The following is a 14745-nucleotide window of genomic DNA, read 5'->3' on the forward strand; positions in this document are numbered from 1 at the left end:
GAGATCATGGACAGCTTGCCGGATACCAGCAAACCACACCGCGTGCCCGCCCGCACGAACATGTCGCCGATCAGGGCCGCGGCCGGCGACGATGACCGCCAAGGCGGCACCGGCCGCGGCACCTCGGTCATCACCCGAACCGAACCAAAGACCAAGAAACCAAGCCTCTACCGGGTGCTCCTGCTCAACGACGATTACACGCCGATGGAATTCGTCGTCCATGTGCTCGAGCGCTTTTTCCAGAAAGACCGTGATCAGGCCACGCGCATCATGCTGCATGTGCACAATCACGGCGTCGGCGAATGTGGCGTCTACACCTATGAGGTTGCCGAGACCAAGGTGACCCAGGTGATGGATTTCGCCCGCCAGAACCAGCATCCCCTGCAATGCGTGATGGAGAAGAAATAATGCCGGCCTTTACCCAGACACTCGAACGCGCATTGCACCAGGCACTGACCTTTGCCAATGAACGCGAGCATGAATATGCAACCCTTGAGCATCTGCTGCTCGCGCTGATCGACGACAAGGATGCACGCGCCGTGCTCGATGCGTGCAATGTCGACATGGATGCGTTGCGCAAGACGCTGTCGGATTATGTCGACAACGATTTGTCCAATCTGGTCACCGGCTATGACGAGGACGCAAAGCCGACCGCCGGCTTCCAGCGCGTCATCCAGCGCGCGGTGATCCATGTGCAGTCCTCGGGCCGCGAGGAGGTCACCGGCGCCAATGTGCTGGTGGCGATCTTCGCCGAGCGCGAGAGCCACGCCGCCTATTTCCTGCAAGAGCAGAACATGACCCGTTATGACGCGGTCAACTACATCGCCCACGGCATCGCCAAGCGCCCCGGCGCCTCGGTCGCCCGCACGCCGAACGGCGCCGACGACGAGAACGAACCCAACCAGGCGAACGAGGGCGAAGAGGGCGCAAAGAAGCAGGAAAGCGCGCTCGGCGCCTATTGCATCGACCTGAACGCCAAGGCCAGGGGCGGCAAGATCGATCCGCTGATCGGCCGCACCGACGAGATCAACCGGACGATCCAGGTGCTGTGCCGCCGCTCCAAGAACAACCCGCTCTATGTCGGCGATCCGGGCGTCGGCAAGACGGCGATCGCCGAAGGGCTCGCCAAGCGGATCGTCGAGGGCGATGTGCCCGAAGTGCTGGCCGACGCCACCATCTTCTCGCTCGACATGGGCGCGCTGATCGCCGGCACGCGCTACAGAGGCGATTTCGAGGAACGGCTCAAGCAGGTCGTCAAGGAACTGGAAGAATTTGACGGCGCCGTCCTGTTCATCGACGAGATCCACACCGTGATCGGCGCCGGCGCGACGTCCGGCGGGGCGATGGATGCGTCCAACCTGCTCAAGCCGGCCCTGTCGAACGGTGCGATCCGCTGCATCGGCTCGACGACCTACAAGGAGTTCCGCCAGTTCTTCGAAAAGGACCGCGCGCTGGTGCGCCGGTTCCAGAAGATCGACGTGGTCGAGCCGACGCTCGACGACGCGGTCGAGATCATGAAGGGGCTCAAGCCCTATTTCGAGGACTTCCACAAGGTCAAATACTCCGACGATGCCATCAAGTCGGCGGTCGAACTGTCGGCGCGCTACATCAATGACCGCAAGCTGCCGGACAAGGCGATCGACGTGGTCGACGAGACCGGCGCGCGGCAGATGCTGGTGCCCGCCAAGAAGCGCAAGAAGACGATCAATGTCCACGACATCGAGGAGACGATCGCAACGATGGCGCGCATTCCGCCCAAGTCGGTCTCCAAGGATGACGAGAAGGTGCTTGCGAACCTCGAAAAGGAACTCAAGCGCGTCGTCTACGGTCAGGATCTGGCGATCGAGGCGCTGGCGTCCTCGATCAAGCTGGCCCGCGCCGGCCTGCGCGAGCCCGAAAAGCCGATCGGCGCCTATCTGTTCTCCGGCCCCACCGGCGTCGGCAAGACCGAAGTCGCCAAGCAACTCGCAAGCTCGATGGGCGTCGAACTGCTGCGCTTCGACATGAGCGAGTATATGGAGCGGCACACCGTCTCTCGCCTGATCGGCGCCCCGCCCGGCTATGTCGGCTTCGACCAGGGCGGCCTGCTGACCGACGGCGTCGACCAGCATCCGCATTGCGTGCTGCTGCTCGACGAGATCGAAAAGGCCCATCCGGACCTGTTCAACATCCTGTTGCAGGTGATGGACCACGGCAAGCTGACCGACCACAACGGCAAGCAGATCGACTTCCGCAACGTCATCCTGATCATGACGACCAACGCGGGCGCTGCCGAAATGACCAAGAACGCGATCGGCTTTGGCTCGTCGCGGCGCGAAGGCGACGACATGGAGGCGATCAACCGCCTGTTTACGCCCGAGTTCCGCAACCGACTCGACGCGATCATCCCGTTCGGTCCGCTGCCGGTGCCGGTGATCCACAAGGTGGTGCAGAAGTTCGTCATGCAGCTCGAGGCGCAGCTGTCCGAGCGCGGCGTCACCTTCGATCTCGACAAGGCTGCCGTCGCCTGGCTGGCCGACAAGGGCTATGACGAGCGCATGGGCGCGCGGCCACTCGGGCGCGTCATCCAGGAGCAGATCAAGAAGCCGCTCGCGGACGAGGTGCTGTTCGGCAAGCTCAAGACCGGCGGCACCGTCAAGGTCACCGTCGCCAAGGACGAACTGGGCGAGGAGAAGCTCCAGCTCGAGGCCGTCGCCGATGAGGTGCCGGTCAAGCCCAAGCGGGAAACGCCGGCCAAGCGCAAACCGCGCGCCAAGGCCAAGACCGCGACGACCAAGGCCAAGCCCGCCGCCAGCAAGCCGTCGACCAAGGGCGATGGCGGCAGCTCCGCTGCGGCGCCCGGCAAGGGCGGCGATTCCGGCGAAGCCAAGGCCTCCCGCTCGGCGGTGCCCCGCGTGCCGCGCAAATAGCCACCAGCAATACCGGTTAGGGAAAACCCGCCTTCGGGCGGGTTTTTCTTTGGGCCGACCAGATCGCTCGGCGCTGCGAACCGTTCGTTCGTCTTGGCATCTCGTCGCGCGCGTCCATCCGTGCTAGCGCGATCCAATGACCGAAAGTGCCGTGCCGAAACACGATGAGCCGATTGCCAGCGGCGGATTTTGGTACTGGTACGGACGCGGCCTGCGCGAGGTCTTTTCGCTGCCTGCCCTGATGCTGATGACGGCATTTGTCGGCTTTGCCGGTTTTGCGCGCGAGGCCGGCCTTCCCGCCGGGCAGGTCGTTTTGATGACGCTGATGATCTGGGCGCTGCCGGCCAAGTTCGTCCTGGCCGCCGCCATCCAGTCCGGTGCGTCGCTGGCCGCCGCCTTCATCGCCGTGACCCTGTCGTCGGCGCGGCTGATGCCGATGGTCGTCTCGATCGTTCCCGAAATGCGCACGAAGGGCACGCGCACCTGGGTGCTGGTCTTCCTGTCGCATTTCGTAGCGATCACAGCCTGGGTCATCGCGATGGATCGGTTCCGGGAGGTTCCGCGCGAGTGGCGGACGACGTTCTTTGCAGGCCTCGGCTGCACGCTGACGCTCGGCAACACCGCTTTGGTCGGCGTGGTCTACGGGCTCGCGCCCAGCCTGCCGGCGGAGCTGCTCGGCGCGCTGTTCTTCCTCACGCCGGTCTATTTCCTGTGCTCGCTGTGGGGGTCCGCGCGCGAGCCGTCCGGCCAGTTGGCCATGGTTTTCGGCCTGCTGCTGGGGCCGGTCTTCTACCTGCTCGTGCCAGGCGTCAGCCTTCTGGCGACCGGCGCGGTGGCTGGCGTTGCGGCATACGGGGCAGGGCGCTTTGCGCGCTGGTGGGCCAACCGGACATGACCTACCAATCGATCGATGCGCTGTGGTGGCAGATCGCCTTCATCCTGATCGCCGGATGGATCGCAACCGACCTGTGGCGGGTTATGGGCGTGCTGCTCGGCAACCGGATCCGCGAAACGTCGGAAGTGCTGGTCTTCGTTCGCGCCGTGGCCACCGCGCTCGTCGCCGCGGTCATCGCCCAGCTGATCGTCTTTCCGAGCGGCGCGCTGGCCGAGCAGACGTCGCTTGGTCTGCGGCTTGCAGCCGGCGGGGCCGGCTTTGCCGCCTTCCTGGCTTTCGGCCAGCGCGTCGCCGTGGGTGTGTTCGGCGCGCTGGGCGTTCTGGGCGTGGGGATGGCGCTCGGCCTTTGACCGAGCGCTTTAGCGGCCGATCATCATGAAGGCAGGAATGTCGTCACCGAAGCCGACCGGCGCATCGCCGCGCTCGGACTTGTCGCGCTCGGGCTTGCGCGACCGCGACCGGCCGCGCTTGTCGCCCTTGCCGGCATCATCGTCATTGGCAGCCGCAGCCGGCCGCGCCTCATTGTCGGTTTTGGCCGGCGCCGTGTCTTCGACCGCTTCATCGGCGGCCTTGGCGCGCTGGCGATTGTCGTCCTTGATCTTGTCGCGGCGCGGCTTGCGGTCCCGTCCGCGCCCGCGCGCCGGCCGGGTGTCATCCTCCTCGCCGTCGGTTTCGGCGGGCGCGGCGATACCGTCGACATAATCGAGCGACTTGTCGATCAGCTTTTCCACCGATTCGAGATATTTCATCGTCGACCGGTCGACCAGCGTGAACGCCTTGCCGGCGCGCCCTGCGCGGCCCGTCCGGCCGATCCGGTGGACATAGTCCTCGGCGTGGATCGGCACGTCGAAATTGAACACATGGCTCACATCGGGAATGTCGAGCCCGCGCGCGGCCACGTCGGACGCAACCAGAAGCTGGATCTTGTTGTTGCGGAACCCGTCGAGCATCTGCGTGCGCGAATGCTGGTCCATGTCGCCATGCAGTGCGCCGACCGAAAAGCCGTGCTTGTCGAGCGAACGGAACAGCGTCGCCACATCGCGCTTGCGGTTGCAGAAGATGATGCCGTTCTTGATGTCGTCCTGGGAGCGCAGAAGATCCCGCAGCGCGGCGCGCTTCTCGAAGTCCTTGGAGCCCGTCTTCAGGAGTTTTTGTTCGACGGTCAATGCGGTCGACGAGGCCTTGGCCACCTCGATGCGCACCGGCGCGGACAGGAACTTGTCGGCCAGGCTGGCGATCTCCGGCGGCATGGTCGCCGAGAAGAACAGCGTCTGGCGGGTGAAGGGAATAAGGCCGGCAATCCGCTCGATATCGGGAATGAACCCCATGTCGAGCATCCGGTCGGCCTCGTCGATCACCAGAATTTCGACGCCGTTGAGCAACAGCTTGCCGCGTTCGGTGTGATCGAGCAGCCGGCCCGGCGTTGCGATCAGGACGTCGACGCCGCGCTCCAGCTTGCGGTTCTGATCGTCGAACGAGACGCCACCGATCAGAAGGGCCACCGACAGCTTGTGGTGGATGCCGTATTTCTGGAAGTTCTCGTCCACCTGCGCGGCCAGTTCGCGCGTCGGCTCCAGGATCAGCGTGCGCGGCATGCGTGCCCGCGCGCGCCCGCGTTCCAGGCGCGTGATCATCGGAAGCACGAAAGAGGCGGTCTTGCCGGTTCCGGTCTGGGCGATGCCGAGGACATCCTTGCCTGCGACCACATGGGGGATCGCCTGTTCCTGGATCGGCGTGGGCTCTGTGTAACCGGCGTCCTCGACGGCCTTGATCACCTTGGGTGACAAGGGAAGTTCGGCAAATGCGACCAAAAGTAATATCCGTTTGGGTTTGGGATGTGCGCCAAGCCCCTCTCGGGCCGCGCTCCTGCGCCGGCGATAGGCAAAAGCCGGCCCAATGTCAACCAGAACCCCCGGAATCAAAGGCATTTGGGCTGCTTATGACGGCAATTGTGACTTTAAAGGCCCGCCGGGTTCAAAGCCGCATCGTTGTCTTCACCCCCGTCTGGAAGAACCGTCGGCCTGGCTGTGCGTAGAAGGGTGTGAGGCGCGCAATGACCGCGCATCTCGTCACACCTCAATACGGGAGACTATTCGATGACCATCATCAAGACCGCCATCGCTGCCATCGCTGCCACGGGCATCATGACCGGCGCCGCGCTGGCCGGCGGCATGGGCGCCAAGGATATCGTCGACACCGCCGCAGCAAACGACGACTTCGAGACCCTGGTCGCCGCGGTTCAGGCCGCCGGACTCGTCGAAACGCTGAAGGGCGAAGGACCGTTTACGGTTTTCGCGCCGACCGATGAAGCCTTTGCGGCGATCGGAGCCACCGTTGAAGAACTGCTCAAGCCCGAGAACAAGGACGCGCTGACCGCAGTCCTGACCTATCACGTGGTAGCCGGCAAGGTGATGTCGACCGACCTGGTCGATGATGCTTCGGTCGCCACCGTCCAGGGCCAGAACATCACGATCGATCTCGACAATGGCGCCATGGTCAACGATGCCAACGTCGTGACCGCCGACATCGAAACGTCGAACGGCGTCATCCATGTGATCGACAAGGTGATCGTGCCCGAAGGCATCATGTAAGCCTTCAAGACACGGGCGGTTTTGGCCGCCCGCTTTCATCACGCCGGACGGGCAACCGTCCGGCGTTTTTCATGTTTGAGCGGTCCGCGACGCGCTCAGAACGTCTCGATGATCAGCCGCGCATCGCACGAACTGCCGTCATAGGTGCCCACCCAGACGTCGAAGATCCCGTCGCCGGCCGGCCGCGTCAGCCGGATCTTGGCGTCGCCGGCGCCCAGATCGTCATCGTCGAAATACCAGTTGCGCGCGGCCGTGTTCACCAGAAGCACCGAGTCGCACTCGCTGCGCACGCGAAACTCGATCGAGTAGCCGCTGATGCCCTGGACGGTGATCGAAAAGTCTGGGCTGCTGGTGGTGTAGCCCGGCAGTGCGCCGCGATAGTTCTGCGCCCTGATGCCGCATTTGGTCAGGCTGTTCTGACCGCCAGCGACCACCGAAAGCGATTTCGGCGAATACAGTTCGTCGCCCGAGAATGTGTATTTGTCGCCCCAGATCGTATAATCCGGACAAGCAAACGCGGCTGTGGCCAAACTCGCCATCAGTCCCGCGAGGATCAATCGCATCATGGTAAGCCTCCCTGAAAGCCGATTGAGACTATTTGTCGCACTGCGTGATGTCAATTTTCCGAAGCGGAGGCGCGGCGGCGGGCAGGGAGCGGCAGGCCGCTTCAGTAGCGGAACTGCTCGGCCAGGATACGCTCGTCCCAGGAGTGGTTCGCGTCGAACAGGATCGTCGCCGTCGCGTCACGGGCCTCGCGCACGGTCACCCTTTGCACCGACTTGACCTCGGTGTGATCGGCAACGGCGTTGACGGGGCGCTTGGACGCTTCCAGCACCTGGATGTCGACCGTCACCCGGTTGGGCAGCAGCGCGCCGCGCCAACGCCTTGGCCGGAACGCGCTCACCGGGGTCAGCGCCAGAAGCGGCGCGTCGATCGGCACGATCGGCCCCTGGGCCGACAGATTGTAGGCGGTCGAGCCCGCAGGCGTTGCCACCATGACGCCGTCGCAGACCAGTTCCTCCATGCGCACCTTGCCGTCGACCGTGATCTTCAGCTTGGCGGCCTGGTAGGATTGGCGGAACAGCGAAACCTCGTTGATCGCCAGCGCGCGGTGCGCGGTGCCGTCCTCGCCGATGGCGGTCATCCGCAAGGGCCGGATGGTCTCGCGCTCGGCGGCGGCGATCCGCTCGCGCAGACTGTCTTCTCCATATTCGTTCATCAGAAAGCCGACCGAGCCCCGGTTCATGCCGTAGATCGGTTTGCCCGAATTCATGAAACGGTGGATGGTCTGCAGCATGAAGCCGTCGCCGCCCAGCGCGACGATCGTGCTGGCATCGGCGGTCGCCGATTGTCCGTAAAGTGCGGCAAGGTGGCGGGCCGACTCATCGGCCTCGGGCGTGCCGGAAGACAGGAAGGCAAGGCCACCGGTCACCGTCTGGTCCATCGTCCCGCGCTCCACCCGTTCGTCCAGCATTTTGCCAGAGGACTTGTGGGGCGTGTGGCTGGTGCGGCCGAGAAGACTCGAACTTCCACGGGTTGCCCCACAGCGACCTCAACGCTGCGCGTCTACCAATTCCGCCACGGCCGCACACCGCCAGAATTGCCCGCGTGAGCGGGCTCGCAGCCGATAGCAAACCCGATTCCATTGCACAAGGGCGTGGCCGGCGATTTTCCCTTCCCCCGGGCCGCCTGCGCGGGCCCTTTACCCGCCCGGCGCGATCGCTTATCTGCGCCGTGCAACAGAACCACCCGCATGTGTTGGCGGGACTGGAAAGGAGATCACACCATGGCCGCTTCCGGCAGTATTTCACTTGTATTTCCCGATGGCTCCGAACGCGCGTACGACGCCGGCACGACCGGCCGCGCTGTCGCCGAATCCATCTCCAAATCGCTTGCCAAGAAGGCGGTCGCCATCGCGCTCGACGGCGAACTGCGCGACCTGGCCGATCCCGTCGAGGACGGCACGATCGAAATCGTGACCCGCGACGACCCGCGTGCGCTCGAACTGATCCGGCACGATGCGGCCCATGTGATGGCCGAAGCCGTGCAGGAACTCTGGCCCGGTACGCAAGTGACCATCGGCCCGGTGATCGAGAACGGCTTTTACTACGATTTCGCCAAGAACGAGCCGTTTACGCCCGACGACCTGCCGGTCATCGAAAAGAAGATGCGCGAGATCATCAAGCGCAACGAAAGGTTCGAAAAGGCGGTCTGGCCGCGCGACAAGGCAAAGAAGGTGTTCGCCGAGATGGGCGAACGGTACAAGGTGGAGCTGGTCGACGCGATCCCCGAGGGCGAGGACGTCAAGATCTACGCGCAAGGGCAATGGTTCGACCTGTGCCGCGGGCCGCACATGGCTTCGACGGGCCAGATCGGCAACGCATTCAAGCTGACCAAGGTGGCCGGCGCCTATTGGCGCGGCGATTCCGACAACGAGATGCTGTCGCGCATCTACGGCACGGCCTGGTCGACGCAGGAAGAGCTCGACGCCTATCTGCACATGATCGAGGAGGCCGAAAAGCGCGACCACCGGCGTCTCGGCCGCGAGATGGACCTGTTCCACTTCCAGGAAGAGGGGCCGGGCACGGTCTTCTGGCATGCCAAGGGCTGGCGCATCTACCAGACGGTGATCGCCTATATGCGGCGGCGTCTTGCGGGTGCCTATGACGAGGTCAACGCGCCGCAGGTGCTGGTCTCCGACCTTTGGGAAACGTCCGGCCATTGGGGCTGGTACAAGGAGAACATGTTCGGCGTGCGCTCTGCCGATCCCGACGTCGAGGACCAGCGCACCTTTGCGCTCAAACCGATGAACTGCCCGGGCCATGTGCAGATCTTCAAGCACGGGCTCAAGAGTTACCGCGACCTGCCGATCCGCCTGGCCGAATTCGGCGTGGTGCACCGGTACGAGCCGTCCGGCGCGCTGCACGGGCTGATGCGGGTGCGCGCCTTCACCCAGGACGATGCGCATATCTTCTGTACCGAGGAACAGCTCGAGGCCGAGATCCTGAAGATCAACGATCTGATGATGTCGGTCTATGCCGATTTCGGCTTCGAGAAAGTCGAGGTGAAGCTGGCGACGCGTCCTGAAAAACGTGTCGGGACCGATGCGGCCTGGGACCATGCCGAGGGCATCTTGAAAGCGTCGCTCGAACGCATGGTGCGCGAGGATAGCCGCATCACGGCGGGCATCAATGAGGGCGAGGGGACGTTTTACGGACCCAAGTTCGAATATACGCTCAAGGATGCGATCGGCCGCGACTGGCAGGTCGGAACGACCCAGGTCGACTTCAACCTGCCGGAACGGTTCGGCGCTTTCTACATCGACTCGGACTCCGAGAAGAAGCAGCCCGTGATGGTGCACCGCGCAATCTGCGGCTCGATGGAACGGTTCCTCGGCATCGTGCTCGAGAACCATGCCGGACACCTGCCGCTGTGGCTGGCGCCGGTACAGGTCGTCGTGGCGACCATCACCTCCGAAGCCGACCCCTATGCGGAGGAGCTGGCGGCGGCGCTGACGCGCGCCGGCCTGCATGTCCAGACCGATCTGCGCAACGAGAAGATCAACTACAAGGTGCGCGAACATTCGGTCCAGAAGGTGCCGGTGATCCTGGTCTGCGGGCGCCGCGAAGCGGACGAACGCACCGTGTCGATGCGTCGGCTGGGCTCGCGCGACCAGACCATGCTGGGCTTTGACGAGGTGGTCGCGGCACTGGCCGACGAGGCGACGCCGCCCGACATCAAGCGGGCGCGGCAATCCGATGGGCGCGCCGCCGCGTAAACGTCGCATCGATCCTGTCCCGGAAACGCGGGACAGGATCGAGCGAACTTGATACATTCGCGCACCACGACCAGGGGCCGGGCCGTCACCGAACATGCCACGCAGCGTCAGATTTGCCGAACTGTCCTATGCGCGGCCCACCGATCCGCCGGTCAAGCGCTGGCTGATCCGCACGGTCGAAAACATGTCGGGCCGCGAGCGGCTGGCCGATCTCTACGAGTTCTGGCGCAGCGAAATTTTCGGCAAGCGCGACGACGTCTTCACCGAAATGCTCAACCTGATCGAGGTCCGGCTCGACGCGGGCGGCGAGTGGCCTCCGACGAACCTTCCCGACACGCCGCTCGTGCTGATCGCCAACCATCCCTACGGCATCGGAGACGGGATCGCGTTCCTGTCACTGGCCGAACGGCTGGGTCGCCCGTTCCGGGTGATCATCAACAACGATCTCATGAAGGTGCCGGAGATGCGGCCCTATTCGCTGCCGGTCTCGTTCGAGGAGACCAAGGAAGCGCTGGCGCTCAACCTCAAGACCCGGCAGGAGGCGGTCCAGCTTCTCAAGGAAGGTGTGACCATCATCATCTTCCCGTCCGGCGGCGTCGCCACCGCGCCCAAGGGGCTGGGCCGGGCACAGGACCTGCCCTGGAAGATGTTCGTCGCGCGGCTGGTGCAGACGGCACGGGCGTCGGTCATTCCGGTCTATTTCGAGGGGCAGAACGGCCGCGTCTTCCATCTGGTCAGCCAGTTTTCCCTGACGCTGCGCACCTCGCTTCTGATCCGCGAATTCCAGCGGCTCTACGGCAAGCAGATCAAGGCGTGGATCGGCGAGGTGATGCCGTGGGACGATCTCGAAAAGATCAAGGACCGCAAGGTGCTGTTGCAGCATTTGCATGACAGCGTCTTCGACCTCGATCCGCGCGGCCAAGGCGGCGCCCGCACCGAAGAGGTGAAAGCCGGTCCCTGCGGCTGAGGCGGAGCCGGACGCCGGCCCTACTGCGCGTTTTCCTCACTGGCCATGACGCGCACGGTCACGTCACGCCCGGCGACCACATCGAATGTGTGCTGGTAGATCGCGTCGCGATGGTTCGCGATGGCGGTGTATTCACCAGCCGCCAAGATCAGCGTCGGATAGGCGCCGACATGCTCGGCGAGCACCTCGCCGGAGACGCCGATCACCGACCACGCGGTGTCGGCCAACGGGAACCCGTTCTCGGACCGCACGAGGTTGAGCGTGACCTGTGCGGCGCGGTGTTCGATCGCAGCTTCGGTCAGCTTGCCCGGCTCGACCCGCAGATCGGCGCGAATGGTCGCGTTGATGTCGCCATAGCGCGAAACCACATGATAGGTGCCCGCCGGAAGCCGCACCGTCTTGCCCGGCGGCACTTCGGGGAGGATCAGGTCGCGCTCTCCATCGGCGCCCATGTCGTAGATGTCGAAGGCCAGCTTGGCTTCGCGGACCGCGCTGCCGTCGGGCAGGGTTGCATCGAGTTTCAGCCCGCCCGCGTTGAGCACCATGGTCTGGCGGCGGGCCTCCTCGCCGATCGAGATGCGGGCGCTGGCACTGGCGCGGCCGAAGGCGGCATGGACGAGATAGCTGCCCGGCTCCAGCGCGAACTGGGCGCCGCCGCCACTGGCCGTGGCGATCAGCGGCAGCTTGCCGTCGGGGTCGGTCTGCGTGCCGAAAATCCGCCACAAAAGGCCGTTGGCAACCGGCGCTCCGTCTTCGGTCAAGCGCGCTTCGAGGAACAACTCGCCCGTCGTCACGCCGGTCAGCGGCGCGACGCGATTGGCCGGTGCGTAGCTGGTCAGGCCGGGCAGATCGAGGTCGGGGAGGGTGTCTTCGGGCGCCAGCGCCGGCAGGTCCAGACCGGTATCCTGGGCGTTTGCGCCAGATGGGATCGCCAACAGGGCAAGCATGGCAATCGCTGCGCTCAGAAGGGCAATCGCCGGACGGCCGGGCCGGAAGGTCGAGACAGACGCGTTCATGGCTGCGTTCTGACCGCAAAGCGGTGGCAATTTCAAGGCGGATGATCCATATCGCGACCGTCCGATCAAGGGAAACGACATGCCGACCATGACACCCGGGGAGCGCCACGAAAGCGTTCTGTCCTTCCTCGAGCGCCGCAAATCCGTGCCGCTGTCGCAGTTTCGCGGGCCGGGGCCCGATGAGCCGACGCTGCGGCGGCTGATCGGCATCGCCACCCGCGTGCCCGATCATGGCCGGCTGGAGCCCTGGCGTTTCATCATCTACCGGCCCGAGCACGGCGCGCGGATCGGCGAGGCGCTGGCAGAACTCGCCCTCCGGCGCAATCCGCAGATGCGCGAGGACGAACTGGACCGGGAACGCAAGCGGCTCAGCCGCGCGCCGGTTGCCGTGGGCGTTGTCTCCACCGCGGCCGAGCACGAACGCATCCCGGTCTGGGAACAGTTCCTGTCCGCCGGTGCGGCTGCAATGAATCTGGTCACCGCCGCCACTGCCCACGGATATGCGGTCAACTGGGTCACGGGGTGGTATTCGGACGATGCCGAGGCGCGGGCGGTTCTCGGCCTTTCACCGCACGAGCGCATGGCCGGCATCGTCCATATCGGCGATTACGACACCATGGTGCCCGACCGTCCGCGGCCGGACACGGACGCGTTGATCAGCACCTATGGTGGCCCGGCGAGAGCCTGACCATGACCCATTTCTACCGCCCCGAAGAGGGACACGGCCTGCCGCACGATCCGTTCAAGGCGATCGTCGCGCCGCGTCCGGTCGGCTGGATATCGACGCGCGGGTCGGACGGAACGGTCAATCTGGCACCCTATTCCTTCTTCAACGCCGTGGCAGGCCGTCCGCCGATCGTGATGTTTTCGTCGGATGGCGAAAAGGACTCGGTGTCTCTTGCACGGGAAAGCGGCGAGTTCGTCTGCAATTTCGCCAGCGCCGATCTTGCCGATCGGATGAACCGGACCTCGGCAAGCGTGCCGCGCGGCACCTCCGAGTTCGATCTGGCCGGGCTGGCCACGGCGCCGTGCCGCATCGTTGCGGCGCCGCGCGTTGCCGCCGCGCCGGCGGCGCTCGAATGCGTTGTCACGCAGATCATGCAGCAGCACGACAGAAACGGGACCACGCTCGATGTCTGGACGGTGTTCGGCGAGGTGGTCGGCGTGCACATCGCCGCCGCCTTTCTCGAAGACGGCCGGTTCGACACGGCGAAGGCCGACCCGGTGATGCGCATGGGTTATCGCGATTTCGGCCGGCTCGGGCCGGTGTTTGCGCTCGATCGCCCGGACGGCTGACGCGGCATCGCGGTTAACGGCACCGGAAGAAACATGGTGAACCAAACATAAACCTTTTGGCCCTAGCGTTGACCGTCAGAGCGTTCCGGGGGCCAAGGCATTGATTGTCCAGCATTTCCTCAAATGGAAGGATTCGGCCAATGTGGCGCGGCGCACCGCCGCAGCCTCCGCGCTCGCGCGGGCCTATCTGCAGTCCGATCTCGATCTGGACGACCGTGTGGCGGCAGAAGCGGCGCTGACCCTGCTTCTGGACGATCCGTCTCCCAAGGTGCGGCTCGCGCTGGCCGAAGCGCTGGCCGCCAGCATTCATGCGCCGGAGCAGATCGTCACCGCGCTCGTCCACGACCAGATCGACATCGCTTCGATCGTCATTGCCCGTTCGCCCGTCATTCGCGACGGCGACCTGATCGAACGGGCCCGGACGTCGTCCGGCGCGCTGCAATGCGTGATTGCCGGCCGCGCCGAAGTCTCCCAGCCGCTGGCCATGGCGCTGGCGCGCCACGGATCTGCGGCGAGCGCCATCGTCCTGGTTTCCAATCCCAATGCGCGGCTTTGCCGCCAGGGCAGGGCGCTGATCGTGGAAAGGCACGGATCGGATGCCGGCGTGCGCGGCGCGCTGCTCGACCATCCCGATCTCGAGGCGGACCTGCGCTACAGGCTGATGAAGGCCGCCGGACGGGCCCTGGCCGACAGTCCGTTCCTTCGCGGCGTGGCGGGCCCGGACACGGCCGACCATCTCGTCCATGACAGCGAACAAAAGGCATTCGGCGCATTGTTGGCGACGCTCGACAAAAGGGCGTGCGACGCGCTGGTCGATACGATGCGCGATCAGGGCGACCTGACGACGGTGCTTGTGGTGCGCGCGGCATGCCGCGGCCAGATCGATTTCCTGGCGTCCGTCCTGTCCGGTCTTGCCGGTGTGCCGTTGCAGCGAGTCACCTCGATCCTCGTCAACGAGCGGACCAACCAGTTGCGGGCGCTGCTGACCAATGCCGGGCTGGCCGACACGGTCCAGCCGGTGTTCGTCCATGCCGTCGGGCTTTGGCGCGATGTCGCCACCGGCCGCGTCTCCGCCGGCGTTCAGGAGGTGACGCGCCGCATCATCGAACGCGTGGAAGCCGAAGCTGCCGCACGCCGCAGCGCGGCCAACGACGACATTGTCGGCATTTTGCGCGCGATCCATCTCGATGCGATGCGCGACAATGCCCGCGCCCACGCCCGCGATCTGGCCGCGGCCTGAACACAGCGCAAGATCAGATAATTACGACCATTCTTTGAAGTACGGGCAAGGTT

14 protein-coding genes and 1 tRNA gene are annotated in these 14745 nt (G+C 64.9%); 10 read left to right on the forward strand and 5 right to left on the reverse strand.

Going from position 1 to position 14745, the window contains the following annotated elements; translation table 11 throughout:
- Window positions 1–60 precede the first annotated feature (60 nt).
- From clpS to DEM25_RS02000, 4 genes are all read left to right on the forward strand, one after another.
- Window positions 61–408: an ATP-dependent Clp protease adapter ClpS gene (gene clpS, locus DEM25_RS01985; protein ID WP_109768028.1), complete on the forward strand. Its 348-nt coding sequence runs from the start codon at window positions 61–63 to the stop codon at window positions 406–408.
- A complete protein-coding gene (gene clpA, locus DEM25_RS01990; RefSeq protein WP_109767915.1) occupies window positions 408–2909 on the forward strand; it encodes an ATP-dependent Clp protease ATP-binding subunit ClpA in 2502 nt (833 codons plus the stop codon). Before clpS ends, clpA begins: the two co-directional genes overlap by 1 nt.
- A gap of 136 nt (window positions 2910–3045) precedes the next feature.
- Window positions 3046–3804 (forward strand): AzlC family ABC transporter permease, encoded by a 759-nt coding sequence (locus DEM25_RS01995; protein ID WP_109767914.1) that lies wholly within the window; start codon window positions 3046–3048, stop codon window positions 3802–3804.
- Window positions 3801–4154, forward strand: a complete 354-nt coding sequence (locus tag DEM25_RS02000; protein WP_109767913.1) for an AzlD domain-containing protein — start codon at window positions 3801–3803, stop codon at window positions 4152–4154. Before DEM25_RS01995 ends, DEM25_RS02000 begins: the two co-directional genes overlap by 4 nt.
- 9 nt (window positions 4155–4163) lie before the next feature.
- Here DEM25_RS02000 and DEM25_RS02005 read toward each other — a convergent pair whose 3' ends face one another.
- A complete protein-coding gene (locus DEM25_RS02005) occupies window positions 4164–5615 on the reverse strand; it encodes a DEAD/DEAH box helicase (protein WP_109767912.1) in 1452 nt (483 codons plus the stop codon).
- Window positions 5616–5948: 333 nt separating this feature from the next.
- Here DEM25_RS02005 and DEM25_RS02010 point away from each other — a divergent pair, with 333 nt between their 5' ends.
- Entirely contained in the window at window positions 5949–6395 is a 447-nt protein-coding gene (locus DEM25_RS02010) for a fasciclin domain-containing protein (RefSeq protein ID WP_245412744.1), read from the forward strand.
- 95 nt (window positions 6396–6490) lie between these two features.
- On the opposite strand, the gene DEM25_RS02015 is transcribed toward DEM25_RS02010, so the two are convergent.
- The 3 genes from DEM25_RS02015 to DEM25_RS02025 form a co-directional block, all read right to left on the reverse strand.
- A complete protein-coding gene (locus DEM25_RS02015; protein ID WP_196780241.1) occupies window positions 6491–6961 on the reverse strand; it encodes a hypothetical protein in 471 nt (156 codons plus the stop codon).
- A gap of 101 nt (window positions 6962–7062) precedes the next feature.
- A complete protein-coding gene (locus tag DEM25_RS02020) occupies window positions 7063–7839 on the reverse strand; it encodes an NAD kinase (protein ID WP_109768026.1) in 777 nt (258 codons plus the stop codon).
- A 59-nt stretch (window positions 7840–7898) separates the two neighbouring features.
- A tRNA-Leu gene (locus DEM25_RS02025) sits at window positions 7899–7983 on the reverse strand.
- A gap of 198 nt (window positions 7984–8181) precedes the next feature.
- Here DEM25_RS02025 and thrS point away from each other — a divergent pair.
- Together thrS and DEM25_RS02035 are read left to right on the forward strand one after the other, a co-directional pair.
- Complete coding sequence (thrS, locus tag DEM25_RS02030; protein ID WP_109767910.1) at window positions 8182–10173, forward strand: threonine--tRNA ligase; 1992 nt, start codon at window positions 8182–8184, stop codon at window positions 10171–10173.
- Window positions 10174–10267: 94 nt separating this feature from the next.
- Entirely contained in the window at window positions 10268–11140 is an 873-nt protein-coding gene (locus tag DEM25_RS02035) for a lysophospholipid acyltransferase family protein (protein WP_109767909.1), read from the forward strand.
- Window positions 11141–11160: 20 nt separating this feature from the next.
- On the opposite strand, the gene DEM25_RS02040 is transcribed toward DEM25_RS02035, so the two are convergent.
- Window positions 11161–12156: an RgsD C-terminal domain-containing protein gene (locus tag DEM25_RS02040; RefSeq protein ID WP_245412725.1), complete on the reverse strand. Its 996-nt coding sequence runs from the start codon at window positions 12154–12156 to the stop codon at window positions 11161–11163.
- A 79-nt stretch (window positions 12157–12235) separates the two neighbouring features.
- Between DEM25_RS02040 and DEM25_RS02045 the strand changes: the two genes are divergently transcribed.
- The 3 genes from DEM25_RS02045 (at window position 12236) to DEM25_RS02055 (ending at window position 14692) form a co-directional block, all read left to right on the forward strand.
- A complete protein-coding gene (locus DEM25_RS02045) occupies window positions 12236–12844 on the forward strand; it encodes a nitroreductase family protein (RefSeq protein ID WP_245412726.1) in 609 nt (202 codons plus the stop codon).
- Window positions 12845–12846: 2 nt separating this feature from the next.
- On the forward strand, window positions 12847–13452 hold the full coding sequence (locus tag DEM25_RS02050) for a flavin reductase family protein (protein ID WP_109767908.1): 606 nt from the start codon (window positions 12847–12849) through the stop codon (window positions 13450–13452).
- Between the two features lie 100 nt (window positions 13453–13552).
- Window positions 13553–14692 (forward strand): DUF2336 domain-containing protein, encoded by a 1140-nt coding sequence (locus DEM25_RS02055; RefSeq protein ID WP_109767907.1) that lies wholly within the window; start codon window positions 13553–13555, stop codon window positions 14690–14692.
- Window positions 14693–14745: the final 53 nt, after the last annotated feature.

The organism is Oceaniradius stylonematis (assembly GCF_003149475.2).
GTDB classification, from domain to species: Bacteria; Pseudomonadota; Alphaproteobacteria; order Rhizobiales; family Rhizobiaceae; genus Roseitalea; species Roseitalea stylonematis.

Coding starts and splice junctions, on each gene's coding strand:
- clpS (WP_109768028.1), top strand. CDS start 61: ATGTCGCCGATCAGGGCCGCGGCCGGCGACGATGACCGCCAAGGCGGC.
- clpA (WP_109767915.1), top strand. CDS start 408: ATGCCGGCCTTTACCCAGACACTCGAACGCGCATTGCACCAGGCACTG.
- DEM25_RS01995 (WP_109767914.1), top strand. CDS start 3,046: ATGACCGAAAGTGCCGTGCCGAAACACGATGAGCCGATTGCCAGCGGC.
- DEM25_RS02000 (WP_109767913.1), top strand. CDS start 3,801: ATGACCTACCAATCGATCGATGCGCTGTGGTGGCAGATCGCCTTCATC.
- DEM25_RS02010 (WP_245412744.1), top strand. CDS start 5,949: ATGACCGGCGCCGCGCTGGCCGGCGGCATGGGCGCCAAGGATATCGTC.
- DEM25_RS02015 (WP_196780241.1), bottom strand. CDS start 6,961: ATGATGCGATTGATCCTCGCGGGACTGATGGCGAGTTTGGCCACAGCC.
- DEM25_RS02020 (WP_109768026.1), bottom strand. CDS start 7,839: ATGGACCAGACGGTGACCGGTGGCCTTGCCTTCCTGTCTTCCGGCACG.
- thrS (WP_109767910.1), top strand. CDS start 8,182: ATGGCCGCTTCCGGCAGTATTTCACTTGTATTTCCCGATGGCTCCGAA.
- DEM25_RS02035 (WP_109767909.1), top strand. CDS start 10,268: ATGCCACGCAGCGTCAGATTTGCCGAACTGTCCTATGCGCGGCCCACC.
- DEM25_RS02040 (WP_245412725.1), bottom strand. CDS start 12,156: ATGAACGCGTCTGTCTCGACCTTCCGGCCCGGCCGTCCGGCGATTGCC.
- DEM25_RS02045 (WP_245412726.1), top strand. CDS start 12,236: ATGCCGACCATGACACCCGGGGAGCGCCACGAAAGCGTTCTGTCCTTC.
- DEM25_RS02050 (WP_109767908.1), top strand. CDS start 12,847: ATGACCCATTTCTACCGCCCCGAAGAGGGACACGGCCTGCCGCACGAT.